This window comes from Veillonella parvula DSM 2008 (assembly GCF_000024945.1).
Lineage (GTDB): Bacteria > Bacillota > Negativicutes > Veillonellales > Veillonellaceae > Veillonella > Veillonella parvula.
In genome coordinates this window covers 1,178,087-1,204,876 of record NC_013520.1, presented here as the reverse complement: position 1 = coordinate 1,204,876, position 26,790 = coordinate 1,178,087, and the positions used below count along the sequence as shown (strand labels likewise).

The 26,790-nt window shown below is 37.0% G+C and carries 26 protein-coding genes; 25 read left to right on the top strand and 1 reads right to left on the bottom strand.

From position 1 onward, the window contains the following. Positions 1 to 30: 30 nt before the first annotated feature. From thiL to VPAR_RS05185, 17 genes are all read left to right on the top strand, one after another. Complete coding sequence (gene thiL / locus VPAR_RS05265; RefSeq protein ID WP_012864459.1) at positions 31 to 1,011, top strand: thiamine-phosphate kinase; 981 nt, start codon at positions 31 to 33, stop codon at positions 1,009 to 1,011. After that, on the top strand, positions 1,001 to 1,495 hold the full coding sequence (gene tsaE, locus VPAR_RS05260; RefSeq protein WP_012864458.1) for a tRNA (adenosine(37)-N6)-threonylcarbamoyltransferase complex ATPase subunit type 1 TsaE: 495 nt from the start codon (positions 1,001 to 1,003) through the stop codon (positions 1,493 to 1,495). Before thiL ends, tsaE begins: the two co-directional genes overlap by 11 nt. Continuing rightward, positions 1,479 to 2,237: a tRNA (adenosine(37)-N6)-threonylcarbamoyltransferase complex dimerization subunit type 1 TsaB gene (gene tsaB / locus VPAR_RS05255; protein ID WP_012864457.1), complete on the top strand. Its 759-nt coding sequence runs from the start codon at positions 1,479 to 1,481 to the stop codon at positions 2,235 to 2,237. The genes tsaE and tsaB overlap by 17 nt, the downstream gene beginning before the upstream one ends. Then, positions 2,237 to 2,686: a ribosomal protein S18-alanine N-acetyltransferase gene (gene rimI / locus VPAR_RS05250; RefSeq protein ID WP_012864456.1), complete on the top strand. Its 450-nt coding sequence runs from the start codon at positions 2,237 to 2,239 to the stop codon at positions 2,684 to 2,686. The genes tsaB and rimI overlap by 1 nt, the downstream gene beginning before the upstream one ends. Continuing rightward, complete coding sequence (tsaD, locus tag VPAR_RS05245) at positions 2,683 to 3,714, top strand: tRNA (adenosine(37)-N6)-threonylcarbamoyltransferase complex transferase subunit TsaD (protein ID WP_012864455.1); 1,032 nt, start codon at positions 2,683 to 2,685, stop codon at positions 3,712 to 3,714. Before rimI ends, tsaD begins: the two co-directional genes overlap by 4 nt. A 2-nt stretch (positions 3,715 to 3,716) precedes the next feature. Continuing rightward, positions 3,717 to 5,108 (top strand): sensor histidine kinase, encoded by a 1,392-nt coding sequence (locus VPAR_RS05240; protein ID WP_012864454.1) that lies wholly within the window; start codon positions 3,717 to 3,719, stop codon positions 5,106 to 5,108. Then, the gene (locus VPAR_RS05235) at positions 5,109 to 5,687 is read left to right on the top strand and encodes an ANTAR domain-containing response regulator (RefSeq protein ID WP_012864453.1); all 579 of its coding nucleotides are present in this window, start codon (positions 5,109 to 5,111) and stop codon (positions 5,685 to 5,687) included. Between the two features lie 131 nt (positions 5,688 to 5,818). Then, complete coding sequence (groES, locus tag VPAR_RS05230) at positions 5,819 to 6,100, top strand: co-chaperone GroES (protein WP_004696047.1); 282 nt, start codon at positions 5,819 to 5,821, stop codon at positions 6,098 to 6,100. 112 nt (positions 6,101 to 6,212) lie between these two features. Then, entirely contained in the window at positions 6,213 to 7,838 is a 1,626-nt protein-coding gene (groL, locus tag VPAR_RS05225) for a chaperonin GroEL (RefSeq protein WP_012864452.1), read from the top strand. A 333-nt stretch (positions 7,839 to 8,171) separates the two neighbouring features. Next, a complete protein-coding gene (locus VPAR_RS05220) occupies positions 8,172 to 8,588 on the top strand; it encodes a DoxX family protein (protein ID WP_004696040.1) in 417 nt (138 codons plus the stop codon). Between the two features lie 63 nt (positions 8,589 to 8,651). Beyond that, positions 8,652 to 9,908, top strand: coding sequence for a diaminopimelate decarboxylase family protein (locus VPAR_RS05215; protein ID WP_012864451.1), 1,257 nt, complete (start codon positions 8,652 to 8,654; stop codon positions 9,906 to 9,908). A gap of 294 nt (positions 9,909 to 10,202) precedes the next feature. Further along, positions 10,203 to 10,946: a Fe-S cluster assembly ATPase SufC gene (sufC, locus tag VPAR_RS05210; RefSeq protein WP_004696035.1), complete on the top strand. Its 744-nt coding sequence runs from the start codon at positions 10,203 to 10,205 to the stop codon at positions 10,944 to 10,946. Positions 10,947 to 10,954: 8 nt separating this feature from the next. Further along, positions 10,955 to 12,364: a Fe-S cluster assembly protein SufB gene (gene sufB, locus VPAR_RS05205; RefSeq protein WP_004696034.1), complete on the top strand. Its 1,410-nt coding sequence runs from the start codon at positions 10,955 to 10,957 to the stop codon at positions 12,362 to 12,364. A 9-nt stretch (positions 12,365 to 12,373) separates the two neighbouring features. Next, complete coding sequence (locus tag VPAR_RS05200; protein ID WP_012864450.1) at positions 12,374 to 13,420, top strand: SufB/SufD family protein; 1,047 nt, start codon at positions 12,374 to 12,376, stop codon at positions 13,418 to 13,420. A 12-nt stretch (positions 13,421 to 13,432) separates the two neighbouring features. Next, positions 13,433 to 14,662, top strand: a complete 1,230-nt coding sequence (locus VPAR_RS05195) for a SufS family cysteine desulfurase (protein WP_004696029.1) — start codon at positions 13,433 to 13,435, stop codon at positions 14,660 to 14,662. Between the two features lie 14 nt (positions 14,663 to 14,676). Beyond that, positions 14,677 to 15,102: a Fe-S cluster assembly sulfur transfer protein SufU gene (sufU, locus tag VPAR_RS05190; RefSeq protein WP_012864449.1), complete on the top strand. Its 426-nt coding sequence runs from the start codon at positions 14,677 to 14,679 to the stop codon at positions 15,100 to 15,102. A 1-nt stretch (position 15,103) separates the two neighbouring features. Next, positions 15,104 to 15,787 carry an HAD hydrolase-like protein gene (locus VPAR_RS05185; RefSeq protein WP_012864448.1) on the top strand — a complete coding sequence of 228 codons (684 nt, stop codon included), beginning with the start codon at positions 15,104 to 15,106 and terminating at the stop codon, positions 15,785 to 15,787. Positions 15,788 to 15,867: 80 nt separating this feature from the next. Here VPAR_RS05185 and VPAR_RS05180 read toward each other — a convergent pair whose 3' ends face one another. Continuing rightward, a complete protein-coding gene (locus VPAR_RS05180; RefSeq protein WP_004696023.1) occupies positions 15,868 to 16,374 on the bottom strand; it encodes an S-adenosylmethionine decarboxylase family protein in 507 nt (168 codons plus the stop codon). A gap of 213 nt (positions 16,375 to 16,587) precedes the next feature. Here VPAR_RS05180 and VPAR_RS05175 point away from each other — a divergent pair, with 213 nt between their 5' ends. The 8 genes from VPAR_RS05175 (at position 16,588) to gltX (ending at position 26,702) form a co-directional block, all read left to right on the top strand. After that, positions 16,588 to 17,067 carry a CtsR family transcriptional regulator gene (locus VPAR_RS05175; protein WP_004696020.1) on the top strand — a complete coding sequence of 160 codons (480 nt, stop codon included), beginning with the start codon at positions 16,588 to 16,590 and terminating at the stop codon, positions 17,065 to 17,067. Between the two features lie 6 nt (positions 17,068 to 17,073). Next, entirely contained in the window at positions 17,074 to 17,613 is a 540-nt protein-coding gene (locus VPAR_RS05170) for a UvrB/UvrC motif-containing protein (RefSeq protein ID WP_012864447.1), read from the top strand. Positions 17,614 to 17,622: 9 nt separating this feature from the next. Further along, positions 17,623 to 18,684: a protein arginine kinase gene (locus tag VPAR_RS05165; RefSeq protein WP_012864446.1), complete on the top strand. Its 1,062-nt coding sequence runs from the start codon at positions 17,623 to 17,625 to the stop codon at positions 18,682 to 18,684. A 234-nt stretch (positions 18,685 to 18,918) separates the two neighbouring features. Then, complete coding sequence (locus tag VPAR_RS05160; protein WP_012864445.1) at positions 18,919 to 21,366, top strand: ATP-dependent Clp protease ATP-binding subunit; 2,448 nt, start codon at positions 18,919 to 18,921, stop codon at positions 21,364 to 21,366. A gap of 164 nt (positions 21,367 to 21,530) precedes the next feature. Beyond that, positions 21,531 to 22,904 carry a DNA repair protein RadA gene (gene radA, locus VPAR_RS05155; protein WP_012864444.1) on the top strand — a complete coding sequence of 458 codons (1,374 nt, stop codon included), beginning with the start codon at positions 21,531 to 21,533 and terminating at the stop codon, positions 22,902 to 22,904. Between the two features lie 15 nt (positions 22,905 to 22,919). Further along, positions 22,920 to 24,071, top strand: coding sequence for a PIN/TRAM domain-containing protein (locus tag VPAR_RS05150; protein ID WP_004696009.1), 1,152 nt, complete (start codon positions 22,920 to 22,922; stop codon positions 24,069 to 24,071). Next, positions 24,055 to 25,230: a 2-C-methyl-D-erythritol 4-phosphate cytidylyltransferase gene (gene ispD / locus VPAR_RS05145; RefSeq protein WP_012864443.1), complete on the top strand. Its 1,176-nt coding sequence runs from the start codon at positions 24,055 to 24,057 to the stop codon at positions 25,228 to 25,230. The genes VPAR_RS05150 and ispD overlap by 17 nt, the downstream gene beginning before the upstream one ends. A 2-nt stretch (positions 25,231 to 25,232) precedes the next feature. After that, positions 25,233 to 26,702 (top strand): glutamate--tRNA ligase, encoded by a 1,470-nt coding sequence (gene gltX, locus VPAR_RS05140; protein WP_012864442.1) that lies wholly within the window; start codon positions 25,233 to 25,235, stop codon positions 26,700 to 26,702. Positions 26,703 to 26,790 lie beyond the last annotated feature (88 nt).

The window sequence follows — 26,790 nt, the reverse complement described above, 5'->3', positions numbered from 1 at the left end:
ATAAGTAATAATCGGAAATTAGGTGATCAGATGCAATTAAAAGATGTTGGGGAATTTAATTTCATTCGTCAAATTCAAAATAACACGATTTACAACCCTAATACCGTAGTGTACGGTATTGGTGATGATTGCGCTATTTATAAAACTGAACAAAATACAGAGCAATTGATAAGCACTGACACAATGGTAGAAGGTATTCATTTTAGCTTTCACTATATGACGCCCTATGATGTAGGGTATCGTCTTATGACGGCTAATTTGAGTGATGTTGCGGCTATGGGTGGCATTCCTAGACAAATTGTATTATCTCTTGCTGTATCAGACCATATTGATACAGCAATTCTTGATGAAATTTATAGGGGAATTAAAGATCAATGTATGCGGTATCAACTCAATATATTGGGTGGAGATACGGTACGTACGGAAGGCCCCATGGTTTGGACCGTAACAATTATCGGAGAGATTCCTAAAGGTACTGCGGTTATGCGAAGTGGTGCGAAAGTAGGAGACGTTGTTGGTCTTACAAACTATGTAGGCTATGCAGCTACAGGTTTAGGTGCGTTATCATATAATTTAGTAGGCTATGATATGACCAAAGTGGGGCATCAACGTCCTGAACCACAGATTGAATTGGGGCAAAAATTGCGACTGCTTGGTATACATAGTATGAATGACATTAGCGATGGACTAGGTAGTGAATTGAATGAAATCGCTGTAGCTAGTAATGTTTCCATTGTATTTGAAGAGCAAGCAATCCCTTTACACGAGGAGACTTACGAATTAGCTAAGCATTTACAAACTAATCCAGTAGATTATGCTTTGTATGGTGGAGAAGACTTTCAGTTAGTCTTTACAGCGCCAAAATCACTACTTTCGGAATTGGAAAAGCTAGCAGGCATTACGTTGATTGGGGAAGTTTTATCTGGCCCTCCTCGGGTTCAAATGGTAACACTTGATAAAACGATTAAGACCATAGAAGCGAAAGGATATAATCATTTTCATGAAGGATAAGGTACAGGTTCATTTAAAGACTCATACAGTAGAAGACACACAACAATTTGGCCAATTATTAGGCGAATGGGTTAAACATAATGGGCATCCTCTTTGTATAGCACTCATTGGTGACTTGGGGACAGGAAAAACACATTTGTCGCAAGGCATTGCAAAGGGCTTTGGAGTTACTGAAGAAATTACAAGTCCCACCTTTGCCATCATGAATACCTATGATGTGAATAGAACTCATTTATATCATTTTGACGTATATCGCTTGGAAGATATTAGTGAACTGGAAAATATTGGATTTTATGAATATACAGAAGACTGCGTATCCATTGTAGAATGGGCAGATAAATTCGTTCATGAATTGCCTGATGAAACGCTATGGATTCATTTAACACGTATTGATGATACAAGTCGTTCCATTACATTAACTAGTGATTACCTTACAACGGGTGATTTAGTAGAAATAGGAGGCCCATATGTGGTTGGGGATTGAGACGAGCTCTCTCGTGTCGAGTGTGGCTTTAATAGATGAAAGTTGCCTAATTGGGGAATTGACCATTCAAGCTGGATTGACTCATTCTGAGCAGTTGGTACCTCATATTGATATGCTATTACGAGCTTCTCAAGTTGAAAAAAGTGAATTAAAAGGTATTATGGTTAGCATTGGACCTGGTTCTTTTACAGGCTTACGTATTGGTATGGGGACAGCTAAAGCTATGGCTTATGCCTTACAAATTTCTTTATATGGCGTAATGACCATGGACAGTTTAGCTCGTAATGTAGCTTATACGGACCGCACGATTTGTACCGTTATCGATGCTCAGAAAAAACATGTCTATGCAGGTATCTACAAATATGATGGTAATGAATTGGTCTGCAAAGAGGAGCCTTTTGTCATTGCTGCTAATGATTTATTAGATCGACTCCGAGCCTCTGAAGAATATGTAGTGTTCCTTGGGGATGGCGTTAAGCGAATAGAGAAGCTACTAGATGAAAGTGATACAAATTTAACGATTTTAGATATATCGCAACGTATTCCAAAAGCTAGTTCTCTATTACTAGCTGGCCGTAGATTGGTAGGCTCTGAAGAGAGTTCTGACCCTATGGATATGGTTCCTTATTATATTCGACGATCAGAAGCAGAAGTGTTATGGGAAGAACGCCATAAAAATAATCCTGAAATGTTGAAACAAAATCCTACAGTTGTAGTTACTGAGGCAGCAGGAGTCGAATAATGGAGATTCGTTTGGCTACAATAGATGATGCTCAAGCTATCTATGCTATTGAACAACAGTCTTTTTCTGTTCCTTGGAGTTTAGAATCTGTTCTCGTTGAGTTAGAAGGGGCATCAAATAAATTATATATGGTAATTTGTGAGGAGAACAAAATTGTTGGATATGCAGGTGCTTGGCTTGTATACGATGAAGGTCAAATTACGAATATCGCCATTATTCCTTCCGCACGAGGTAAGGGATACGGATCAAAACTTACAAAACAATTAATAGATGAATGTCTTATGAGAGGTATGAAAGAAATTTTCTTAGAGGTGCGCATATCTAATCTTGCAGCATTGGCTATGTATAGAAATTTAGGATTTTCTGTAAAAGGAATTCGTAAAGATTATTATTCAGAGCCTACGGAAGATGCTTATATTATGTCTCTCGTTTCAGAGGAAATAGAATGAGTATATACACATTAGCCTTGGAAAGTAGTTGTGACGAAACCTCTGCTTCTGTCCTTAAGGACGGGCGCACTGTTTTGTCTAATGTTATTTCAAGCCAAGTGCCAATACATAGAAAATTTGGTGGCGTTGTACCTGAAATTGCATCACGTCATCATATAGAACAAGTGATACCCGTAATAGACCAAGCATTACGTGATGCAAATGTGACTTTACAAGATATCAATCATATTGGTGTTACGTATGGTCCCGGTCTTGTAGGGGCCTTATTAGTTGGTGTAGCTGCTGCAAAAGGGTTATCCTTTGCTACCGGGATACCCTTGGTGCCAGTGCACCATATGGAAGGTCATATTTTTGCAAACTTTTTAGCTAATCCAGAACTGGAGCCTCCATTTTTAAGTCTCGTTGTCTCTGGTGGTCATACCATGTTAGTACATGTAAAAGGATATGAAGAATTTGATGTTCTTGGTCAAACACGAGATGACGCAGCTGGCGAGGCTTTTGATAAGATTGCACGGGTCATGGGATTCCCTTATCCAGGGGGCCCTCATATCGATGCCCTTGCCGCTGAAGGGAATCCAGAGGCTATTGAATTTCCAAAGGCTTTAAGTGAACCAGGTAATTTTGAATTTAGCTTTAGTGGTTTAAAGTCTGCCGTTTTAAACTATTTAAATAGTAAGCAACAAAAGAATGAACCTATCAATCAATCTGATGTGGCTGCATCATTCCAGAAGGCCATCGTTGATGTGTTGGTAGAAAAGACGAAAGATGCCGCACATACTTTAGGTGAAAGTCGTATTACTATTGCTGGTGGTGTATCAGCCAATAAAGGATTACAAAAGGCTTTAGAAGCTATGTGTGTAGAAGAAGGTTTTACTTATTACAAACCACATAAAATTTTGTCTACTGACAATGCGGCCATGATTGGATGCCGAGCTTATTATATGGCGCAGGCCGGTAAATTTGGCGATTTAACATTGAATGCAAAGCCTAGTGTTGAAATTGGATACGTATCTTGGAAAGAGGATTAATCGTGGATATTGGTCAAGATATTTTAAATAGAACACCATTAGGACCATTACAAACCTCATTACTTGAGCATATTAGTAAACTCATATCCTTTGGCGAGTCTTTAACTCGTCAAAGGATACAGATTTTTACACCCCTACTAGAGACAGGACAAGGTGAGAGATCACAACAATGTGCAGATATGCTATGCATAGAACGCAGTGATCAAGGGATTACTACACGTCAATTAAAAGGCAGTCATACGTGGCATACTATGATGAAAGATGGTCAGCCACTTATCGGGTTAGATGACGAGCAGCGTCAACATGTCTTTCCTATCGTAGACAACGGAGGTCGTATTATTGGGGGGATATCTTTTACATTATCACCATCTATTAAGGCAGAACAATATGAGCAAGAATACGTTTTGTCTGATACGATGCAACGTCTTATGCTGACAGCTACTGATGAACAAATATTGTCTTACGAACCCATGTCCTATTTTGATGGTTTAATTATTTTCGACGACACTTATAAAATACTGTATGCTAACGATGCAGCTATGAAGTTAGTAGATATATTAGGCTTTGACCGTCGCTTGGTTGGTTCATCAATTTTTAGCAGTACCTTAAAGATGTCCGCTATACAGCAGGTATTATCAGATAGAAATATACTTACAAATGAAGAAATCTATCAAGATATGGTAATTCGTCAGCATATGATTCCTATTGCTATGGGGCGCAATGAAACGAGGTGCTTTTTAGTTCTTCATGATTGTACTCGTGAAAGCAAACAGCAACAAGAATTATTAGTTAAAAATTCCATTATCAAAGAGGTTCATCACCGTGTAAAAAATAACTTACAAACAGTAGCAGGTTTATTGCGCATGGAGGCGAGACGCTCTAGCTTGCCAGAGGTAAAACAAGCACTCCAAGAGGGAATTAATCGCATCGAGAGTATGGCTCTAGTTCACGATATAGTATCTCATTACGATGAGGATTATATCGGTATACGATCGATTTATGATGAATTATGTCGATTGTTGCGTATGAGTATGGTGCGACAAGACCAAGAGGTTACTTTTATTTACAGTGGCGAAGACATATTAATCTCCTCTCATATGGCAAGTTATGTATCTCTTATTATTAATGAGTTGATTACAAATAGCTTAGAACATGGGTTAGACGGTAGAAATGGTCAAATTCATTTGACTGTAACGGATATAAACGGGAGTATCGAACTAATCTTTTGGGATAATGGTAAAGGATTGCCTAGCAATTTTTCTTTCACATCTAATAAACGTTTAGGTCTAACTATTATTAATAATTTAGTTGCCCACGAGTTGAAAGGTAGTTTATCCATAGAAAATACTGGTACAGGTGTATTGGTGACGATACATATGAAGAAGGAGGCATAAATGCGCGTTTTAATCGTGGATGATGAATCTCTAATACGTATGGACTTACGGGATATTATTGAGTCTTGTGGTCATGAAGTCGTTGCAGAAGGTACAAATGGTGTTGAAGCTTTAGAACTTTGTAAAAAACATAAGCCAGATATTATATTGATGGATGTTAAAATGCCAGAATTAGATGGTATTGAGGCGGCACGTCAAATTGGCTTTCACCATGAAGCACCTGTAGTATTATTAACAAGTTATAGCCAGCAAGATTTAATCGATAAGGCTCGAGATTCTGGTGTATATGGCTATTTAATTAAACCAGTACGGGAGGAACAGTTAGTTCCTTCCTTAGAGATGGCTTTAGGTCGCTATAAAAGTGATGCTCAGTTGCGCGAAAAGATGGCTGAGCTAGAACAGTCATTAGAAGATCGTAAAATCATTCAAAAGGGAACTGGTATATTAATGGAACTATATTCTATATCTGAAGCGGAAGCGTATAATCGCATTCGCACCTTAAGTATGAATAAACAAATATCTATTATAGAAACATGTAATCTCATCATTAAACAGTCTAATAAGTCAAATAACATCTAAAAAGTCAAAAAATCAAAATTAGTACTTGCAATTATTTTAACTTCGGTTATAATAATACTTGTAATTAGCACTCAATGAGTTAGAGTGCTAATAAATTATGGAGATTAACTAGAAAAAAGGAGTGACATTATATGTTAAAACCATTAGCTGACCGCGTTCTTATCCGTCTAGAAGCAAAAGAAGAAAAAACTAAAAGTGGTATCTTCCTTCCTGATACAGCAAAAGAAAAACCTCAAGAAGGTGTAGTTGTAGCTGTAGGTGCTGGTAAAGTATATGACAATGGTCAACGTGTAGCTCCAGAAGTTAAAGTTGGCGACACTGTTATGTTCGCAAAATATGCTGGTAGCGAATTAGAAATTGATGGTGCTACTCATTTGATTATTAGCGAACGCGATATTTTAGCAGTATTATAATCGCTAATTTATAGTCTACATGACTATAAAAACTGATGATACATCCTATATTGCCTAAGGGTATATATATTTCGTTACATTGGATAGTGTTACTATTTAGGAGGTAATACATATGGCAAAAGAAATCTTGTTTAATGAAGAAGCTCGTCGTGCTTTAGGTCGTGGCGTAGATCAATTAGCAAATGCTGTAAAAGTTACATTAGGTCCAAAAGGTCGTAATGTTGTGTTGGATAAAAAATTCGGTTCCCCAACAATTACAAATGATGGTGTAACTATTGCTCGCGATATCGAACTTCCAGATCCATTTGAAAACATGGGTGCTCAGTTGGTAAAAGAAGTTGCTACTAAAACTAACGACGTAGCAGGTGATGGTACTACTACTGCCACAGTATTGGCACAAGCTATGATTCAAGAAGGTATGCGCAATGTAGCAGCTGGTGCTAACCCAATGATTTTGAAAAAAGGTATTGAAACAGCAGTAAAAACTTTAGTTGAAGAAATCAAAAAACGCTCTATTAAAGTTTCTGGTAAAGCTGAAATTGCTCAAGTTGCAAGTGTATCTGCTGCTGACGAAGAAATCGGTGGTTTGATTGCTGAAGCTATGGAAAAGGTTGGTAATGACGGTGTTATTACTGTTGAAGAATCCAAAGGTTTGCAAACTGCATTAAATGTAGTAGAAGGTATGCAATTTGATCGTGGTTACATTTCCCCTTACATGGTAACTGACCCTGATCGTATGGAAGCTGTTATGGATAACCCATATATCTTGATTACTGATCGTAAAATCAGTGCTATCGCAGATATGTTGCCAACACTTGAAAAAGTAGTAAAAGTAGGCAAAGAACTTCTTATTATCGCTGAAGATGTAGAAGGGGAAGCGTTGGCTACATTAGTAGTAAACCGTTTGCGTGGTACATTCAAAGCTGTAGCTGTTAAAGCTCCTGGCTTTGGTGATCGTCGTAAAGCTATGCTTGAAGATATCGCTATCTTAACTGGCGGTACGGTAATCACTGAAGATATGGGCCGTAAGCTTGATTCTGTAGAACTTGAAGATCTTGGTACAGCTCGTCAAGTTCGCATCACTAAAGATGAAACTACAATCATCGATGGCGCAGGTGATAAAGATGTAATTGCTAAACGCATTAACCAAATCCGTGCACAAGTTGAAGAAACATCTTCTGATTTCGACCGTGAAAAATTACAAGAACGTCTAGCTAAATTGTCCGGTGGTGTTGCAGTTATCGAAGTAGGTGCTGCTACAGAAGTTGAAATGAAAGATAAGAAACTTCGCATTGAAGACGCATTGAACGCAACCCGTGCAGCTGTCGAAGAAGGTATCGTAGCTGGTGGTGGTACTACATTCATCGATATCATCCCTGCATTGAATACATTGAAAGCTACTGGTGATGTTCAAACTGGTATTAACCTTGTAAAACGCGCTGTAGAAGAACCACTTCGTCAAATTGCATACAACGCTGGTCTCGAAGGTTCTGTAGTAGTAGAAAAAGTTAAAAATACTGAAGCTGGTGTAGGTTTCAATGCCTTGACTGAAGAATACATCGATATGGTTAAAGCTGGTATTGTTGACCCTGCAAAAGTTACTCGTTCTGCCCTTCAAAATGCCGCATCTATCGCATCTCTTGTATTAACTACTGAAACAATCGTAGCTGATAAGGTAGATGAAAATGCAGCAGTTCCTGCAATGCCTCCAATGGGTGGTATGGGCGGTATGATGTAATCAGCTGCTTAGAATTAATTTTATAAGAAATATAATAATCCTAATGAATTATGAATTACATTTTTTCATATTCATTAGGATTATTTTTTACTGATAAATTAATCTATTGTAAGGGTGTAATATTTTAAATTTCAAATTTCAAAAAAACTATGATTGTATTTAAGCTGACGATATTATGTTGATTACATCGATAAAATTGATTTTGTATACAATGTATGATATAATTCTATAGAATTTAATAGTGAGTCTTATTGACATAGTTATTCTCTAATAGTATAATTAGCGTATCGAATTTATTCGATTTTATATGTTTGAATTGAAAGAAGGATCACTATGTTGAACTTTATTTTTAAAAGTAAACCTAATTATGTAAATTTTGGCTTATTAATTTATCGCCTTGCATTGGGCATTTCCATGTTTTATCATGGTTATTTAAAATGGCTTAGCGGAGCTGAAGGACTCTACAAAGTAGGAACTATGTTGGCACCTTTAGGTGTATCCGGTGGTTATGAGATGCTAGGCACTATGGCAGCACTTGCAGAAATGATTGGTGGTATTCTCATTGCAGTAGGATTATTTACACGTATTGGTGCTATTCTAGTTGTAGGTACTTTAGCAACTGCGACTATTGTGAGTTTGAATGGTAGTTTCTTTAGCTGGGACTACCCATCTCAATTAGGCTTTGGTGCACTTATGTTATTCTTTGCTGGTGCTGGTCGCTTTAGTTTAGATAAAGCTTTATTTAAATAATTAGGAAATTAGAATAAAAGACTCATCGGCTGATGAGTCTTTTATTTATGTAGAAAGGTTATCATGAACAAAAAAACAGTTCCATTCACGTCAGAACAATTAGAAAATATTATTGCTCAGTATCCAACTCCATTCCATATTTATGATGAAGAAGGAATTATTGAGAATATGAAATCTTTCATCAATGCATTCTCTTGGAATAAGGGATTCAAGCAATATTTTGCAGTTAAAGCAACTCCAAATCCATATATCATGCGTTTATTACAAAAACTTGGAGTTGGTGCAGATTGCTCTTCCTTAGCGGAATTAATTTTATGTGAAAAGGTGGGTATTACAGGACATGATATTATGTTCACATCTAATGACACACCATATGTGGAGTATAAAAAAGCACTTGAAATGGGTGCAATCATCAATCTTGATGATATTACGCATATAGAATATTTAGAAAAAAATCACGGCTCTTTGCCAGATACATTCTGCGTGCGTTATAATCCGGGTTCTTTAAAAGAAGGAGGCAATACAATTATTGGCCTTCCTGAAGAAGCTAAATATGGTATGACACGCGAACAAATATTTGAAGCGTACAAACAATTACAAGCTAAAGGTGTAAAACACTTTGGTATTCATACAATGGTTGTTTCTAACGAACTTGATATTGACGGTTTAGTTGGTACAGCAGAGCTTTGCTTTAATCTTGCTGTAGATATTAAAAAAGAACTTGGTATCACTGTTGAATTTATTGATTTAGGTGGAGGTGTAGGTGTAGCTTATAAACCAGAACAAACACCAGTAGACTTCCGCGCATTAAGCAAGGGTGTAGAAGAAGCGTATAATCGGATTTTAGTAGCTAATGGACTTATTGATGTAGCATTGGCTTATGAATGTGGGCGTATGGTAACCGGTTCATTTGGTTACCTTGTTTCTACTGCTATTCATAAAAAAGATATTTATCGTCATTACATCGGTTTAGATGCTTGTATGGCAAATCTTATGCGTCCGGCGTTGTATGGCTCTTATCATCATATTACCGTAATGGGGAAAGAAAATGCTCCCAAGGATCATGTATATGATGTAACAGGCTCCTTATGTGAAAATAATGATAAATTTGCTATTCAACGAGAGCTGCCAAAAATTGATATTGGAGATCGTGTCATCATTCACGATGCTGGTGCACATGGACATTCTATGGGTTTCAATTATAATGGTAAATTACGTTCTGCAGAGTTATTGCTACATAAAGATGGCTCTGTTACACAAATTCGTCGTGCTGAAACATACGATGATTTATTTGGAACTCTTGATTTTTCAAACCTATAATTTAATATTGAGAATCGAATAGGATGAGAATTAATATTAATAAAAACCTATCAATATATGTAATACTTGATATTCTTTTAATTCCTGTATATTTTAGTAGGAATATCTTGCTATCATTTAGATAAGAATGTATAATGAGTGTAGATTGTTATGCACATACTTGCTAAGTTGGCGAGAATTACGGCGGTATTCACGTTAGTGCGTACCGCCTTTTTATATGTGTCAGTATATACGTTTTATATATAACGAGTGTATGTTTCTTATGGTTACATACAAATAAAAGGAGTGAACATTTTGGCTGAATTACTTCAGATAAAAGATTTAAAGGTATCTGTTGAAGAGAAACAAATCTTGAAAGGTATTGATTTAACAATTAATAAAGGTGAAATTCATGTTGTGATGGGGACAAATGGTGCTGGTAAATCTACACTTGCTAATGCAATCATGGGTAACTCTACATATACAGTAGATAGTGGTTCTATCATTTTTGATGGTAAGGATATTACGGAAGATGCAGTAAACGATCGTGCAAAAGCGGGTATTTTTATGTCCTTCCAAAATCCAATTTCTATTCCTGGTATTACTGTAGAAAACTTCATTCGTACAGCTAAATCCACAATTACTGGTGAAAATGTACGTGCATTATCTTTCAAAAAAGAATTGAAAGAAAAAATGGATGAATTGTCCTTTGATTTATCTTATGCGCAACGTTATGTAAATGAAGGCTTCTCTGGTGGTGAACGCAAGAAGAATGAAATTCTTCAAATGTCCATTTTGAATCCTAAATTGGCTATTCTTGATGAAACTGATTCTGGCCTTGACGTAGATGCGGTTCGTATCGTATCTGAAGGTGTACAACGTTTCCATAACGAAGAAAATGCTGTATTAATCATTACTCATCATAACCAAATCTTGCAAAAACTAAAACCAGACTATGTTCATGTGTTGATCAATGGCAAGATTGTTAAAACTGGTGATGCTTCTCTTGTACGTGAAATCGAAGAAAAAGGTTATGACGCATACAAAGCATTAGCATAGGAGGCATAATGGAAGAAAGAAAGAAAACCCAAGTCGCGGATATGGACCGTGGCGTCTATGATATAAAGAACGAATTTGAATATTCTTATATCTCTGATGCCGGTTTAACAGAAGATATTATCCGTGAGATTTGGTCTAATAAAAATGAACCAGAATGGATGCTCGATTTCCGTTTAAAGTCTTTGGAAATCTATAATCGCATGGGCATTCCGAATTGGATTCCTGATATCTCGGGCTTAGATATGGCAAATATTCATACATATGTTAAGCCTAAAGTAGATATGAAAGAAAACTGGGATGAAGTTCCAGAAGAAATTAAAAGTACTTTTGACCGCTTAGGTATTCCAGAAGCGGAAAAAACATCTCTAGCTGGTGTTGGTGCTCAATATGATTCTGAAGTTGTTTACCACAGTATTCAAGAAGATCTTGTTAAGCAAGGTGTTATCTATACTGATATCGAAACAGCATTACATGAACATGAAGAAATCGTAAAAAAATACTGGATGACATTAATTCCACCTACAGACCATAAATGGGCTGCTCTTCACGGTGCCGTTTGGTCTGGTGGTTCCTTCGTATACGTTCCTGCAGGTGTACAAGTAGAGATTCCATTGCAATCTTACTTCCGTTTGAATGCACCAGGTGCTGGTCAGTTCGAACATACGATGATTATCGTAGAAGAAGGGGCTAAATTGCACTTTATCGAAGGTTGTTCTGCTCCTAAGTATGATGTGTCTAACCTTCATGCAGGCGCTGTTGAACTGTTCGTTAAAGACAATGCTACATTGCGTTATTCTACAATTGAAAACTGGTCTAAAAACATGTACAACCTTAACACAAAACGTTGTGTAGTAGGTAAAAATGGTACAATTGAGTGGGTATCTGGTTCCTTTGGCTCCAAAGTTTCTTGTTTGTACCCAATGAGTATTCTCAACGGTGAAGGTGCACATGCTGAATTTACAGGTGTAACATTCGCTGGTGAAGGACAATTCCTCGATACAGGTTGTAAAGTGGTACATAATGCACCATATACAACAAGTAATGTAAACTCTAAATCCATTTCTAAATCCGGTGGCGCTGCAATTTATCGTGGCCTTTTGAAGATTGGTCCTAAAGCTGAGCATTCCAAAGCAACCGTTTCTTGTGAATCCTTGATGCTTGATGCTGAGTCTCAATCTGATACAATCCCAGCTATTATCGTAGAAAATGACAATGTGGATTTAGGTCATGAAGCTAAAATCGGTCGTATTTCCGACGAGGCAATTTTCTATCTTATGACTCGTGGTATTAGTGAAGAAGAAGCTCGTGCGATGCTCGTTCGTGGCTTTGTAGAGCCAATCTCTAAAGAATTGCCACTTGAATATGCAGTAGAAATGAACAATCTAATCAATCTTGAATTAGAAGGTTCTATCGGTTAAGGAGGAATTATGAGCGAATTACTATTTAATGAACTCCCTAGACCGACATTCAGATGGTTGCGCGTTAATCATACTGTAAGCTCTCTAGCTGGAGAAGATACAGCGGTACAATCCATCGCTGTGGAAGCGAATAAAGATATACTTTCACCATTACCTGTTGGTACAGCATTACTAGATGGTAATTATGAAGGTGCTAATAAAGAAGCTGTTCAAGTATTAGTTGAAAAAGCGGAAGGCTATGCTATCAATGTGCCTCCTAAGGCGAAAGAAGTTGTAGGTATCCGCATTGATGCTAATGCTCGTGTGGCAAACCGTTTCCAATTTATCGTTGGTGAAGGTGCTGAACTAGAAGTGCAATTTTATGTAACGGGCTCTGGGGATGCATTGATAAATGTTAGTTATTTAAACGAATACGATGTGAAAGAAGCTGGTAAGGTTGTAGTAAAAAAGGTAAATCTTTTGCCTGAACATGTACAACATATCGAGCATCGATACACTAAATTAGAAGAAAAAGCAGATGTAGAATACATCAATATTGAAATTGGTGGCAGTGAAAACATCTTGAATTACTATCATGATTTAGTAGGTCAAGAATCCCGTATGGTTCATGACATTGCTTATCTTGGTAATAAAGAGCAAAAATTTGATATTTCTATGGTTATGAGTCATGGTGGTAAAAAATCATTTAGTGATATTCATACCTTAGGTGCTCTTAGTGGCAATTCTAAAAAATCCTTCAGAGGGACCCTTGATTTTCTTAATGGAGCAACAGCTTCTGAAGGTGCGGAAGAAGATACTTGCTTATTGTTAGATCCAACTGTAAAATCTGTTTCGTTACCACTTTTATTGTGTAAAGAAGATAATGTAGTTGGTAATCATGCAGCAAGTGCAGGCCAAATTGATCATAATAAATTGTTCTATATCATGAGCCGTGGCTTTAGTGAGGTAGAGGCAAAACATATCATTGTTGAATCTATGATTCGACCTATTATTGATCGCATTGGTGATGAAACGATTGAAGAAGCAGCGTTAGCAGCTGTACGTAATAAAATTTAAAGAGGCGTTTTTATGAGACCAATTGCAGAAGCATACAAAGACTTTCCTATATTACATAAAGAGCATAATGGGCATCGTGTTATCTATTTAGATAGCGGTGCTACTGCTCAAATTCCACAGTCCGTAATTGACCGTGTTGTGGAACATATGACACAACGTAATGGTAACCCACATCGTGGTTCTCATATTTTAGCCATTGAAGCATCTGAAGACTATGAAAATGCACGGGATCGCGTAGTTGAATTTATCAATGCTCGCGAACGCGAAGAGGTTATATTTACACGTAATAGTACGGAGTCAATGAACTTGATTGCCCACAGCTATGGCCTTCATAATGTGAAAAAAGGTGACAAGATTGTCATTACTGTTGCTGAACATCATGCGAATCTTGTAACATGGCAATATGTGGCAGAACAGACGGGGGCAACCTTAGAATACATGTATCTTGATGAACATGGGCACTTAAAAGATGGTGAAATCAATAAAATTGATGAAAAGACTAAAATTGTTGCTTTCGCTCATGTTAGTAACGTGCTTGGTATGGAATTCCCAGTAAAAGAATTAACTGAGAAGGCTCACTCTGTAGGTGCTATTGTTGTTCTAGACGGTGCTCAATCTACACCTCATAAAAAAATTGACGTACAAGCATTGGATTGCGATTTCTTCGTATTCTCTGGCCATAAAATGTGTGCATCTCAAGGGATTGGTGTACTATACGGTAAACGTGACTTATTAGAAACTATGCCTCCATTCCTATTGGGTGGCGATATGATTGAGTATGTAAAAGAACAAACTGCTACATTCAATGAGCTTCCATATAAGTTTGAGGCAGGTACTCCAAATGCTGATGGTGCTGTTTCCTTGCATGCAGCTATTGATTATTTGGAATCCTTTGGAATGGATGCTATAGAAGCCTATGAAGAGGAGTTAGTAGCTTATATTCTTCCTAAGATTGTTGAATTGCCACATGTCCATGTTATTGGTTCTCAAAATCCTAAGGAAAAACATGGCGTTATTGCGTTTACTGTAGATGATGTACATCCTCATGACGTAGCTACGATTTTGGATTCTAAGGGGATTTGCGTTCGTTCCGGTCACCATTGTGCACAACCATTAGGTGCGTTCTACAATGTATCCGCATCTACTCGTTTAAGTATGTACTTATACACTCGCAAGGAAGATTTAGACGCATTCCTTGAAGTATTAAAGACTGTTCGTTCAGTAATGGGTTTTAAAGATTAGGAGAGTTACCACTAATGGAAATGGATCAATTATATACGGAACTTATTTTGGAACATAACCAAGATAAACGTAATAAGCATGAATTATCTGAATTTACAAATTCTGAACATGGACATAACCCTAGTTGTGGTGATGATCTAATATTACAACTCAATGTAGTAGATGGTATCATTAAAGATGCTGCATATACAGGTTCTGGTTGTGCTATTAGCCAAGCATCTGCATCTATGATGATTGATATCATTAAAGGCAAATCTGTTGAAGAAGCGCTTCGTTTGGTAGAAATTTTCTTAGGTATGATTAAAAAAGAAATTACCGATGAAAATGAGTTAGAAGAATTGGAAGATGCTATGGCATTACAAAATATTTCTAATATGCCAGCACGTGTGAAATGTGCAGTTCTTGCATGGCATACATTGAAAGAGGCTTTAAAGAAATAATATGAAGAAAACGATATTATTTGATTTAGATGGAACCTTAACTGACTCTCAAGAAGGTATTCTTAAAAGCATTAAATTTGCATTGGAACATTTCGGTTATACTGTACCTGATGAAGAAACATTACAATTGTTCTTAGGACCACCATTGGTAGATGCTTTCCAAGAATATTGTGGTCTGACCTTTGAGCAAGCGGAAGAAACATACTTTAAATTCCGTGAACGTTATGGTACCATTGGTAAATTTGAAAATAAAGTATATCCGAATATTGTAGACTTATTGGCTAAATGCAAAACTGAACAATATACTATAGCTGTAGCTACTGCAAAACCAGAACATTATGCTAAAGATATTCTTGATCACTTCGAATTGACACCATACTTTGATGTTATTGTTGGTGCTAATTACGAAGCGGGATTGTTACACAAAAAAGAAATTCTTGAAAAAGCTCTCACGCTATGTGGTAACCCATTAACTGATGAAAATGGTCGTCGATTGACATTCATGGTTGGAGATCGTAAGTACGATGTAGAAGCAGCTAATGAACTTGGCTGTATCTCCATCGGTGTTACCTATGGTTACGGTACAGAATCTGAGTTAAAAGAAGCGGATGCTGAATATATCTGTGATGATGTTGATGAAATTGCTGATGTTCTCAATCTTGAAGAAATGATGGTTCGTAGATAAGCTATATAAATAGAATTACATATCAACCCAAATAAAAAGCTAGAGGAAATCCTCTAGCTTTTTTGCATTTTCATTTTATGTTATTTTTTTAGGCCACTCTTTTTAGCTAATGTTTTGATAACCTTAGCACTTTGTTTTTTCAACTTGCCTCCTGTTTGTTTGAGTTGGATACGTGTACGAGAAACACGACCAAGTGTAGTAATCTTAGTTTTGCGACGTGGCTTCATATCACGTTCGTTACCAAAGTCGCCACGTTGCACACTTGTTGCCTTTACTTTTTCAGCTCTAAAAGATTTACGTAAGGCTTTCATAATTAACGTAAGCGGTAATGTTTGCTCGAAGGAATACAAATCAACTGCTACATAACCAAGTGCAGGATATGTGTGCAATGTAAAGTGAAAACCTGGTGCGACAGAAAGGAGGGCGATTTCCTCGTCCATAACCTGACAACTGATTTCATCTACATCAAGTTCAGCTAAGTCAAATGCGGTTGCTACACTTTCCTGTACAGCTGTAGCGGATGAAATTGCGTCTTCATCGCAGGAATATAAATCAATTAACAGTTCTTGTCCTAATGCTTCTGCCATAACAACACCTTCCTTCAGAAAATAATATCTCATTTATTATACATAGATTTAAGCATTAAGTCCAATTATATGAGAATACATTAAAAGTCAAACGTTATTTTTATGAAATTTGACTTTTATGTTGACTAAGGTCAAAAAGTCAAATATAATAGAGTTATGATAAAGAACAAATAGTCAAAACTATAGTAAATAAACTTTAAAGGGGTGTTTTTTATGAGTATGATAGCTGATAAAATAGAAAAATTTATATTAGACCGTATGCGTGAAGAACAAGAAAAGCTAATTTTAAAGCGTAATGAATTGGCTGATGAATTAGATTGTGCGCCATCCCAAATTAGTTACGTGTTAAGTACGCGTTTTTCTAATGAGCGCGGTTTTGATGTTGAATCAAGACGTGGCTTGGGTGGATATATTCGAATCAAAAAAATTAACCCAGAAAGCTCAGATTCTTTACCTGCTGTTACAACTTATCGGATTTATGAAGGTCCAAATACGGTAGAACGATTAATTGATATGCGAGATGTAGATCAATCATTATTTCAATTATTACAATCTGAAAAGATTACCCGTCGTGAAGCTCAATTGATGCATAATTCTTTTGCTACATTAATTGAAAATGTAGACGTAGAAGAACGTAATGATGCTGTTCGTCAATTATATGCATCAATGGTGGACACTTTACGGAAGGAGTGATGATTTGTGTTATGTGATCATTGCCATAAAAATGAAGCTACTATCCATATGACTAATATCATAAATAATCAAAAGACTGAGCAACATCTTTGCAGTGCTTGTGCCACCGAGTTACAACAAGCTGGAAAATTATCTCCTTATAGTTCTTTTATGAATGATATGTGGGATAATAACTTTTTTACTAATGATTTTTTTAAGAATATGGTCTATCCAGATAACTTATTAAAAGCTCATCAATCTAAGAGATGCCCTCAGTGTGGTATTACTTATGATGAATTCAATCGGGTAGGTAAGTTTGGCTGTGGTCAATGTTATGAGACTTTTAATAGTGAAATAAATCCATTATTAGAACGAATACAAGGTAGTTCTGAGTATGAAGGGGCTATACCTAGTCGTGGTACTAATGTATTTAAAGCAAAGTATGAAGTAAAGCAATTGCGCCGTCAATTAGATACAGCTATTCAAGCTGAAAACTTTGAAGAAGCCGCAATTTTGAGAGATAAAATTAAAAATCTAGAAGTTATCATCGATGGTGATAACGAATAGGAGGTTCTTATGTTAGATACTATATTGGACTCTCCGCTAAGTCAGTGGCTGTGTCAGGATACAGAGGCGACTGACCACATTGTAATTTCAAGTCGTATACGATTGGCGAGAAATTTTGATGATATATTGTTTACGAATCGTGAAGATACAGTTTCCTTAGAAAAAGTGAATACAATCTCTCGAGGCCTATTGCCAATATTAAAAAAGGCTGATGAGCATCAATATACAAATATTAGCCTTGAGCAATTAAGTCAACGTGAACGTGCTGTCTTAGTTGAAAAACATTTAATGAGTCCTGCTTTAGAGGAAAAATTACTGTATCGTAATTTGATCGTATCTGATGATGCTTCTATCGCAATTATGGTAAATGAAGAAGATCATTTACGTATTCAATCTATGGCTCCAGGACTTAAATTGCAACAAGCTTATAATCATGCAGTTCAAATTGATAAAGCTATCGAAGCAAAATACCCTTATGCCTTTGATGAGCGATTTGGTTATTTAACTGCTTGCCCCACTAATGTGGGTACAGGTTTACGGGCCTCTGTTATGTTACACTTACCCGCATTGACGTTATCTGGTCGTATTACGAGACTCATTCGTAACATAATACAATTAGGTTACTCTGTACGAGGGTTGTATGGGGAAGGTTCCGAAGCTTTAGGTTGTATTTACCAGATTTCTAATCAACGAACGATGGGTATTAGTGAAGAAGCAACTATTGAGCAATTGATTAAAATCGTAGAAGGAATTATTGCAGAAGAACGAAAGTCTCGGCAATCTTTATTACACAATGATAAAGAAGGTTTGGAAGATATACTTTGGCGATCCTATGGAGTTTTACAATATGCACGCCGTGTAAGCGGTAAAGAGGCACTTAGTAAGCTTAGTGATATTCAATTAGGTGTAGATTTAGAAATATTACCATTCTGGGGTAAAGATACTTTTAATGAGCTTGTTGCTATAACTAGACCAAACTTCCTCTCTAAATATTTAGGTAGTGAAAATTTGACAGATACCGATCGCGACAGCTATCGTGCAAAGGTGATACGTCAAAAAATTTCAAATTAATATAAGTACATAAATAATTAATGCATGATTATTTATTTTGTATAGATTGATTTATATAATTTTCTTAGTTTACTGTTAAGAGATTTGTAAAAAATAGTAAATATTAATACTAGATAGCATAATAGATTAATAGAGTTTAATAATATTTTTGATATTCCAATGGTTATTTCACCATTGTTTACATATATTTGAAAAGAAATAATTACAATTTACATAGATAGATGAGGTGATATTATGATGCAACGGTTTACAGACGATGCACAGCGTGTTCTTTCGTTAGCTCAAGAGGCTGCTTTGGAGTTAGGACATGACTATGTCGGTACTGAACACGTACTCATCGGCCTTACAAAGGTTAAAAATGGTGTAGCAGCTAAAGCTTTAGAAGAGCTTGGCCTTGTTACAGAAGATATTTTTGAAGCTGTAGAAGAACATGTAGGACGTGGTAATAAAAAGGCAACATCAATATATATGACACCTCGCGTTAAACATGTACTTGAGCTTGCCATTCAAGTAGCAAATCACATGAATCACAATTACGTTGGTACTGAGCATATTCTATTGGGCCTACTTAGCGATGGTAGCGGTGTTGCAGTTGCTATTTTACGAGCTATGAATATACGTAGTAATGACGTAGTAGAAGCAATTCGTAGTATTCTTGGCTCGAATAAAGGTAGCAATAATGGTGGTCAAGAGGGAATAAATAGCAATAATGATTTAGGTGAGCTGTCAGATTTTGCAACTGACCTTAATGAGTCTGCTAAACAAGGTAAGATTGATCCCGTTATTGGTCGCGATACGGAGATTCAACGAGTCATTCAAATTCTCAGTCGTAGAACTAAAAATAATCCTGTTCTTATCGGTGAACCAGGTGTAGGTAAAACAGCTATTGCCGAAGGCTTGGCACAGCGCATTGTGACTGGTAATGTACCGGAGATTTTGCGTAATAAACGCATTATATCTCTTAGTATTGGCTCTATGTTAGCGGGTGCTAAGTACCGTGGTGAATTTGAAGAACGGTTAAAAAAAGCTATCGATGAAGTACAACAACATGATGATATGATTATCTTTATAGATGAAATTCATACATTGGTTGGGGCAGGTGCTACTGAAGGTGCTATGGATGCAGCTAATATCTTAAAGCCAGCTTTGGCACGAGGTGAATTCCAAGTTATCGGTGCCACAACACTTGATGAATATAAGAAACATATAGAAAAAGATGCTGCTTTAGAGCGTCGTTTTCAACCCGTTCAAGTAGGAGAGCCTAACGAAGAGGATGCTCTTGAAATTTTAAAGGGCTTAAGAGATCGGTATGAAGCTTTCCATAAGGCTAAGATTACAGATGAGGCATTAACAGCAGCTGTGTCTTTATCTAGCCGATATATTACAGATCGATTCTTGCCTGATAAGGCTATCGATGTAGTCGATGAAGCTGCATCTAAGGTTCGTATGAAAGTATTTTCTGCAGCACCTGATGTTAAAGCATTAGAGGATCGCCTCAATACAGTTAAGAAAGAAAAAGAAGCGGCTGTTACGTCTCAAGATTTCGAAAAGGCTGCAAAGCTTCGCGATGAAGAACAATCACTAGTAAAAGAAATTGGTGATAAAAAATCTATCGCTAAAGAAAAAAGTGATCAAAAGTTAATAGTAACAGAGGAAGACATAGCTGCTGTAGTAGCACAATGGACAGGCATTCCAGTGGCTAAAATTGCAGAAGAAGAGTCTGCAACCTTACTACATTTAGAAGAAGAACTTCATAAACGCGTAGTAGGTCAAGATGAGGCTGTTACTGCTGTAGCTAAAGCTGTACGCCGTGCAAGGGCTGGATTAAAAGACCCAAAACGGCCTATTGGTTCATTCTTGTTCCTTGGGCCAACTGGTGTAGGGAAAACTGAGCTAGCAAGAGCGCTTGCATCCTCCTTGTTCGGCGATGAATCTGCTATGATTCGACTTGATATGTCTGAATATATGGAAAAACATACTGTGTCTCGCTTAGTCGGTGCCCCTCCAGGTTATGTAGGCTATGAAGAAGGTGGCCAATTAACAGATGCGGTACGTCGTAAACCATATAGCGTTATCCTCCTCGATGAAGTGGAAAAGGCACATGCAGATTTCTTTAATATTTTGTTACAAGTTCTTGATGATGGTCGTCTTACTGATAGTCAAGGAAGAACTGTAGATTTCAGAAATACAGTTATTATTATGACAAGTAACTTAGGTGCTAAAGCTTTACATAAAAACTCTCCAGAACTTGGTTTCTTAGCAGCTAAAAAGGCTGATTCTAATGTTGATGAAAATAAAGGAATTGATTTTAAAGAGGCTAAGAAGTCGGTAATGGATGCGGTAAAACGTTATTTTAGACCTGAGTTTTTAAACCGCATCGATGAAATGATTGTATTCCATCCATTAACTGAAGAGGACTTAAAAGAAATTGTAACTATCTTGATGAGTGATGTTACAAAACGTCTTGAAGAGCGTGATTTACAATTAGAAATCTCTCCTGAGGCTATGAAATTACTCGTTAAGGAAGGCTCTGATTTTACGATGGGGGCTCGACCATTAAAACGTGCTATTCAACGTTTAATTGAGGACCCAGTGTCGGATCTTATTTTGAAAGGAGATGCAAAAGAAGGCAAAATTATTAAAGCAGATGCAAAGGATAATGATCTTGTTGTATCAATATGATAAAAAATACAAATTATACAGTTGATGACTACCTTTCATATAAAAAATATAAGTTAAATGGTATACTATAGAATGATGATAGTTAACCATGTAGTAAAATTATGCATAAAAGGTCATGAATGGTTATCATTCATGGCCTTTCTTTTTAAAAGTTTTGAGGTATTATGGCAAAAGCAAAATCAGTATTCTTTTGTCAAAATTGTGGGGCTGAATCCTCTAAATGGATGGGCCGTTGTCCACAATGTGGAGAATGGAATACATTAGTTGAAGAAATAATTAAAGAAACTAAACATAGTCGAACACCTTCTCGAGGTGTTGGAAATCAAACGGCGAAGCCTACTGCCTTGCCAGATATCGAAATCTCTTCTATTGCACGCGTATCTACAACCTTTGGTGAAATTGACCGTGTATTAGGTGGGGGTATAGTGCCGGGTGCTCTAATGCTTTTAGGTGGTGATCCTGGTATTGGTAAATCTACTCTGTTACTACAGGTTTCTCAGAAGGTAGCCGATACAGTAGGAGCAGTTCTTTATGCATCTGGTGAAGAGTCTCAGTTACAACTTAAACTTCGAGCAGAACGACTGCATATTAATACTGAACGGTTACAAGTTATTGCAGATACTGATCTAGATCATATATTGGAGCAAGCTGAAGCAATGACTCCTTCCTTACTAGTCATTGACTCTATACAAACTATGTATACTGGAGATATAGATGCTGCGCCAGGCAGTGTTAGTCAAGTTCGTGAATGCACATCTCGCCTACTTCGCTTCTGTAAAGAACGAAATATACCTACTGTAATCATTGGTCATGTAACAAAGGAAGGCAACATTGCAGGGCCTCGTATGTTAGAGCATATGGTAGATGTAGTGCTTTACTTTGAAGGGGAGCGTTCCTATCAATTCCGTATATTACGGTCTATTAAAAACCGTTTTGGATCTACATCAGAAACAGGCATTTTTGCCATGGTAGAGGAAGGGTTACAGGAATTGTCCAATCCGTCTGCTTCTCTTTTAGCCGAGCGTTCCGATGAAGAAAGCGGCAGTGCCGTCATGATTTACCTTGAAGGGGTTCGTCCCATCTTAGTAGAGGTACAAAGCTTGGTAGTTACTACGGCCTTTGGTATGCCACGACGCACGGCGATAGGTTACGATCTCAATCGATTAATCGTATTATTGGCTGTTTTAGAAAAACGCTGTGGCTTTACATTAGGTAATAAAGATGTATATGTAAATGTTATCGGTGGTCTCAAGGTAAATGAACCGGCTTGTGATTTATCTATGGCGGTTGCTATAGTATCAAACTTAAAAAATCGTATCGTGCCAACAGATATGGTTATCTTAGGTGAAGTAGGCTTAACTGGTAATGTTCGCAGTATTCCTCGCATTGAACAGCGTATTAATGAAGCTAAGAAATTAGGTTTTAAAAAGTTTATTATTCCTGAAGGCAACTATAAACAAATCAAGGATAATGATAGTTCTATCAAAATTAAAGGTGTCAAATCTATACAAGAGGCGATGCAACTCGTATTTTCATAATTAGGAGGTGATTTCATGATTTATCGGATTTTACGCTATGTAATAGCCATTTTAGTAGGTACAGCAGCCTACGTGGGAATGGATAGCTTAGCACCTATTATTGACCCGTATTTGGTTTCTCAATTTGAATCTTTTGGGGACATGTCATTAACAATTGCACGCATTGCAGTATTAATCGTAGGTACTCTATTAGGCCTTGTTATTGGTTATCTGATTTCATCATTTATTTTGAAACAAGGTTTAGTAATTGCTAAAAGATTAGAGCGTATTCTTACTCATATTCCAAATCAAGAATTGATTGCAGGCACCATCGGTTTATTATTCGGCCTTATTATTGCAAATCTAATTGGTGTTGCATTCAATCAAGTACCTATTATAGGACCTTATATTCCTATAATTTTGAGTGCTATTTTTGGATATAGTGGACTTAAAATCATGGCTCGTAAAGGCCCCGAAATGTATAATAATTACGTACAACAATGGGGAGGAGATAGCACTAAAAAAACAAGTCGTTTTAAAATGTTTTCAACTCATAAATTAGATAAATCCTCTAGTACGCCAAAATTACTAGATACTTCAGTTATCATTGATGGTCGTATCAAAGAACTATGTGCTACGGGTTTTATTGAAGGTCCTCTTATGGTGCCACTATTTGTATTAAATGAGTTACAGGTAATTTCTGACTCTGCGGATGCTACGAAACGCAACCGTGGTCGACGTGGCCTTGATATTTTGAAGGATATGCAAGATGCCAATAAGGTTGCTATAGAGGTCGTTGAAGATGATTATGATGATCTTGTAGAGGTTGATTCAAAACTTATGCGACTTGCTTTAGATAAGCAATGGAAGTTGATGACAAATGACTTTAACTTGAATAAGGTGGCTCGTGTACAAGGTATAGAAGTACTTAACCTCAATGAATTGGCAAATGTATTAAAACCTGCTCTAATCGCTGGAGAATGGATTCGCGTTCAAATCATGAAAGAAGGTAAGGAAGTACACCAAGGTGTGGCTTATCTCGATGATGGCACGATGATTGTCGTAGAGGATGGTAAGCCTTATGTTGGTCAAAATGTAGAGGTTATGGTTACATCCATATTACAAACGAGTGCTGGTCGTATGATCTTTGCTCGTGTAGATGGAGGACAAAATGGGCAAGGCAATTAGTTGTATCGTTCTCGCTGCAGGTGCTGGTCGCCGTATGGGATACAAAGAAAATAAGATATTTATTCCTTTAGGAGGATATTCTATTATTCAACGTACCATACAGAATGTAGAAAAGATTGAAGGTTTAAAAGAAATTATTCTTGTTGTAGCTGAAGGCGAACAAGAATATATGTCTAACCATATTCAAGGGTTGGATTTGCATATTCCTGTAAAGATAGTACTTGGTGGAAGAGAACGTCAACATTCTGTGGCATATGGACTCAAAGCTGTATCAGAAGATAGTAATATTGTGCTGGTTCATGATGGAGCGCGTCCATTAGCATCTAGGGAACTGTTTGATGCTGTTGTTAGGGCTGCAATAGAATATGGAGCTGCTACTGTAGGTGTCCCTGCTACGGATACGATTAAACGGGTTAATACAGAGCATACTGTAATAGAAACATTAAAACGCAGTGAATTATACCAAATTCAAACGCCACAAGGCTTTCAAAAAGAACTATTTAAAGCGGCCCATCAAAAGGCTCATGATAAAAAATATTTAGGCACTGATGATGTGTCCCTCGTTGAGTATTTAGGGCTGCCTGTGCATATAGTAGATGGAGATTACTGTAATATTAAAGTGACTACACCTAATGATATTGTTGTAGCAAAACGATATTTAGGAATTGAGGATAAACGTATGCGCGTTGGATTTGGTTATGATATTCATCAATTAAAAGCAGGTCGTCCTTGTATCTTAGGTGGTGTTCAAATCGAATCTGACCTTGGCCCTGATGGCCATTCCGATGCGGATGTTCTCATCCATGCCTTGATGGATGCCCTGTTGGGAGCTGCAGGTTTACGGGATATTGGATACTATTTTCCACCTGAAGATGACCAGTATAAAGGGATTTCTAGTATGCTTTTACTAGAAAAAGTAAATTTCTTATTGAAAGAACGTGGGTTACAAGCCTATAATATTGATATTATGGTTATTTCTGAGACACCTAAATTAAAGCCTCACATTGATATGATGAAAATGAATTTACAGTCTATTTTAGAGATACCATTAGATCGCATTAGTATTAAAGCGACAACGAATGAAATGCTAGGGGCTATTGGGCGCCGCGAAGGCATTGCTGCACAAGCTGTCGTTTCTGTATATGAAGGAGAGATTTAATCATGAGTTCCATGAAAGTTCGTTTTGCTCCAAGCCCTACGGGACCATTCCATATTGGTGGTGCTCGTTCTGCTTTGTTTAACTGGCTATTAGCACGTAAGGAAAAAGGCACATTTGTATTGCGCATTGAAGATACAGATTTAACTCGTTCTACACGTGAAAGTGAAGAGAATATTAAAGCTTCCTTACAATGGCTTGGCATGAACTGGGATGAAGGCATTGATGTAGGCGGTAATAATGGTCCTTACCGTCAAACAGAACGTCTTGATTTATATAAAGAAGTAACACAACGCTTATTGGATGAAGGTAAAGCTTATGAGTGTTATTGCACCCCTGAAGAGTTAGATGCGGTGCGTCAAGATCAAATGGAGCGTGGGGAAACACCGAAATACAATGGTCATTGTGAACACTTAGATGAAGAGACAAAGGCTAAATACATTGCTGAAGGTCGTAAACCTACAATTCGTTTGCGTGTACCGTTGAATAAAACATATGCTTTTGATGATATGGTACGTGGGCATGTATCCTTTGAATCTAATGGTGTTGGTGATTTTGTAATTGTAAAATCTGATGGCATTCCTGTATATAACTTTGCTGTAGTAATGGACGATCATATGATGGGGATTACTCACGTTATTCGTGCGGAAGAACATCTATCCAATACACCTCGACAAATGGCCATATATGAAGCTCTTGGCTGGGAAGTCCCTAAGTTTGGTCATATTTCTTTAATTCTTGGTAAAGACTACAAGAAAATGTCCAAACGTCATGGTGCTACTTCTGTTGAACAATACAAACAATTAGGCTACTTACCAGAAGCACTTGTAAACTTCTTGGCACTTCTTGGTTGGGCTCCTGAAGGTGAAGAAGAATTCTTCACACAAGATGAATTAATTCAGGCTTTTTCTATGGATCGGGTAGCGAAAAATCCTGCTGTGTTTGATATTGATAAATTGAACCATATAAATTTCCACTACATGAAGAATTTGAGTGATGAAGAATTATTCCACCTTTGTTTGCCGCATTTGAAAGAGGTTGGTTTAGCTCCAGATAGCTTGAATCAAGCTGATATCGATTGGTTGACATTATTATGCTCTACATTCCGTGATCATATTAGCTATGGTGCTCAAATCAAAGATCATGTAGGCTTGTTTATGGGCGAAACAGTATTCCTTGAAGAGGGGCATGAAGAAGAATTGCGTGCTGTATTGAATGAAGAAACAGCTTCAATAGTTCTCTGCGCTTTCCGGAATGCATTGGCTGAACTTGATGAAATTACACCTGAAGTTGTAAAAGCAACAATCAAGGCCGTAATGAAAGAAACCTCTTTAAAAGGTAAATTCGTATTTATGCCAATTCGTGTAGCTTTAACAGGTCAAATGCATGGTCCAGATTTGAATAATATTGTTACATTACTTGGTAAAGAAAAGTGCTTACATCGTTTAGATAATGTAGGTGCATTAACAAAATAAATTTGATCAATTAATCAAAGGAGTTCATGTAACAGGTGTTATGTGAACTCCTTTTGTATGTGTTGTTAATATTCTATAGAAATGCTAT

What these genes read in the sequence shown, in the direction of transcription:
- thiL (WP_012864459.1), top strand. Translation starts at nt 31, where the DNA reads ATGCAATTAAAAGATGTTGGGGAATTTAATTTCATTCGTCAAATTCAA.
- sufU (WP_012864449.1), top strand. Translation starts at nt 14,677, where the DNA reads ATGGAAATGGATCAATTATATACGGAACTTATTTTGGAACATAACCAA.
- VPAR_RS05160 (WP_012864445.1), top strand. Translation starts at nt 18,919, where the DNA reads ATGATGCAACGGTTTACAGACGATGCACAGCGTGTTCTTTCGTTAGCT.
- VPAR_RS05215 (WP_012864451.1), top strand. Translation starts at nt 8,652, where the DNA reads ATGAACAAAAAAACAGTTCCATTCACGTCAGAACAATTAGAAAATATT.
- VPAR_RS05200 (WP_012864450.1), top strand. Translation starts at nt 12,374, where the DNA reads ATGAGCGAATTACTATTTAATGAACTCCCTAGACCGACATTCAGATGG.
- VPAR_RS05185 (WP_012864448.1), top strand. Translation starts at nt 15,104, where the DNA reads ATGAAGAAAACGATATTATTTGATTTAGATGGAACCTTAACTGACTCT.
- radA (WP_012864444.1), top strand. Translation starts at nt 21,531, where the DNA reads ATGGCAAAAGCAAAATCAGTATTCTTTTGTCAAAATTGTGGGGCTGAA.
- tsaB (WP_012864457.1), top strand. Translation starts at nt 1,479, where the DNA reads ATGTGGTTGGGGATTGAGACGAGCTCTCTCGTGTCGAGTGTGGCTTTA.
- VPAR_RS05220 (WP_004696040.1), top strand. Translation starts at nt 8,172, where the DNA reads ATGTTGAACTTTATTTTTAAAAGTAAACCTAATTATGTAAATTTTGGC.
- VPAR_RS05150 (WP_004696009.1), top strand. Translation starts at nt 22,920, where the DNA reads ATGATTTATCGGATTTTACGCTATGTAATAGCCATTTTAGTAGGTACA.
- rimI (WP_012864456.1), top strand. Translation starts at nt 2,237, where the DNA reads ATGGAGATTCGTTTGGCTACAATAGATGATGCTCAAGCTATCTATGCT.
- sufB (WP_004696034.1), top strand. Translation starts at nt 10,955, where the DNA reads ATGGAAGAAAGAAAGAAAACCCAAGTCGCGGATATGGACCGTGGCGTC.
- VPAR_RS05180 (WP_004696023.1), bottom strand. Translation starts at nt 16,374, where the DNA reads ATGGCAGAAGCATTAGGACAAGAACTGTTAATTGATTTATATTCCTGC.
- VPAR_RS05195 (WP_004696029.1), top strand. Translation starts at nt 13,433, where the DNA reads ATGAGACCAATTGCAGAAGCATACAAAGACTTTCCTATATTACATAAA.
- gltX (WP_012864442.1), top strand. Translation starts at nt 25,233, where the DNA reads ATGAGTTCCATGAAAGTTCGTTTTGCTCCAAGCCCTACGGGACCATTC.
- VPAR_RS05175 (WP_004696020.1), top strand. Translation starts at nt 16,588, where the DNA reads ATGAGTATGATAGCTGATAAAATAGAAAAATTTATATTAGACCGTATG.
- tsaE (WP_012864458.1), top strand. Translation starts at nt 1,001, where the DNA reads ATGAAGGATAAGGTACAGGTTCATTTAAAGACTCATACAGTAGAAGAC.
- ispD (WP_012864443.1), top strand. Translation starts at nt 24,055, where the DNA reads ATGGGCAAGGCAATTAGTTGTATCGTTCTCGCTGCAGGTGCTGGTCGC.
- groES (WP_004696047.1), top strand. Translation starts at nt 5,819, where the DNA reads ATGTTAAAACCATTAGCTGACCGCGTTCTTATCCGTCTAGAAGCAAAA.
- VPAR_RS05165 (WP_012864446.1), top strand. Translation starts at nt 17,623, where the DNA reads ATGTTAGATACTATATTGGACTCTCCGCTAAGTCAGTGGCTGTGTCAG.
- VPAR_RS05235 (WP_012864453.1), top strand. Translation starts at nt 5,109, where the DNA reads ATGCGCGTTTTAATCGTGGATGATGAATCTCTAATACGTATGGACTTA.
- tsaD (WP_012864455.1), top strand. Translation starts at nt 2,683, where the DNA reads ATGAGTATATACACATTAGCCTTGGAAAGTAGTTGTGACGAAACCTCT.
- groL (WP_012864452.1), top strand. Translation starts at nt 6,213, where the DNA reads ATGGCAAAAGAAATCTTGTTTAATGAAGAAGCTCGTCGTGCTTTAGGT.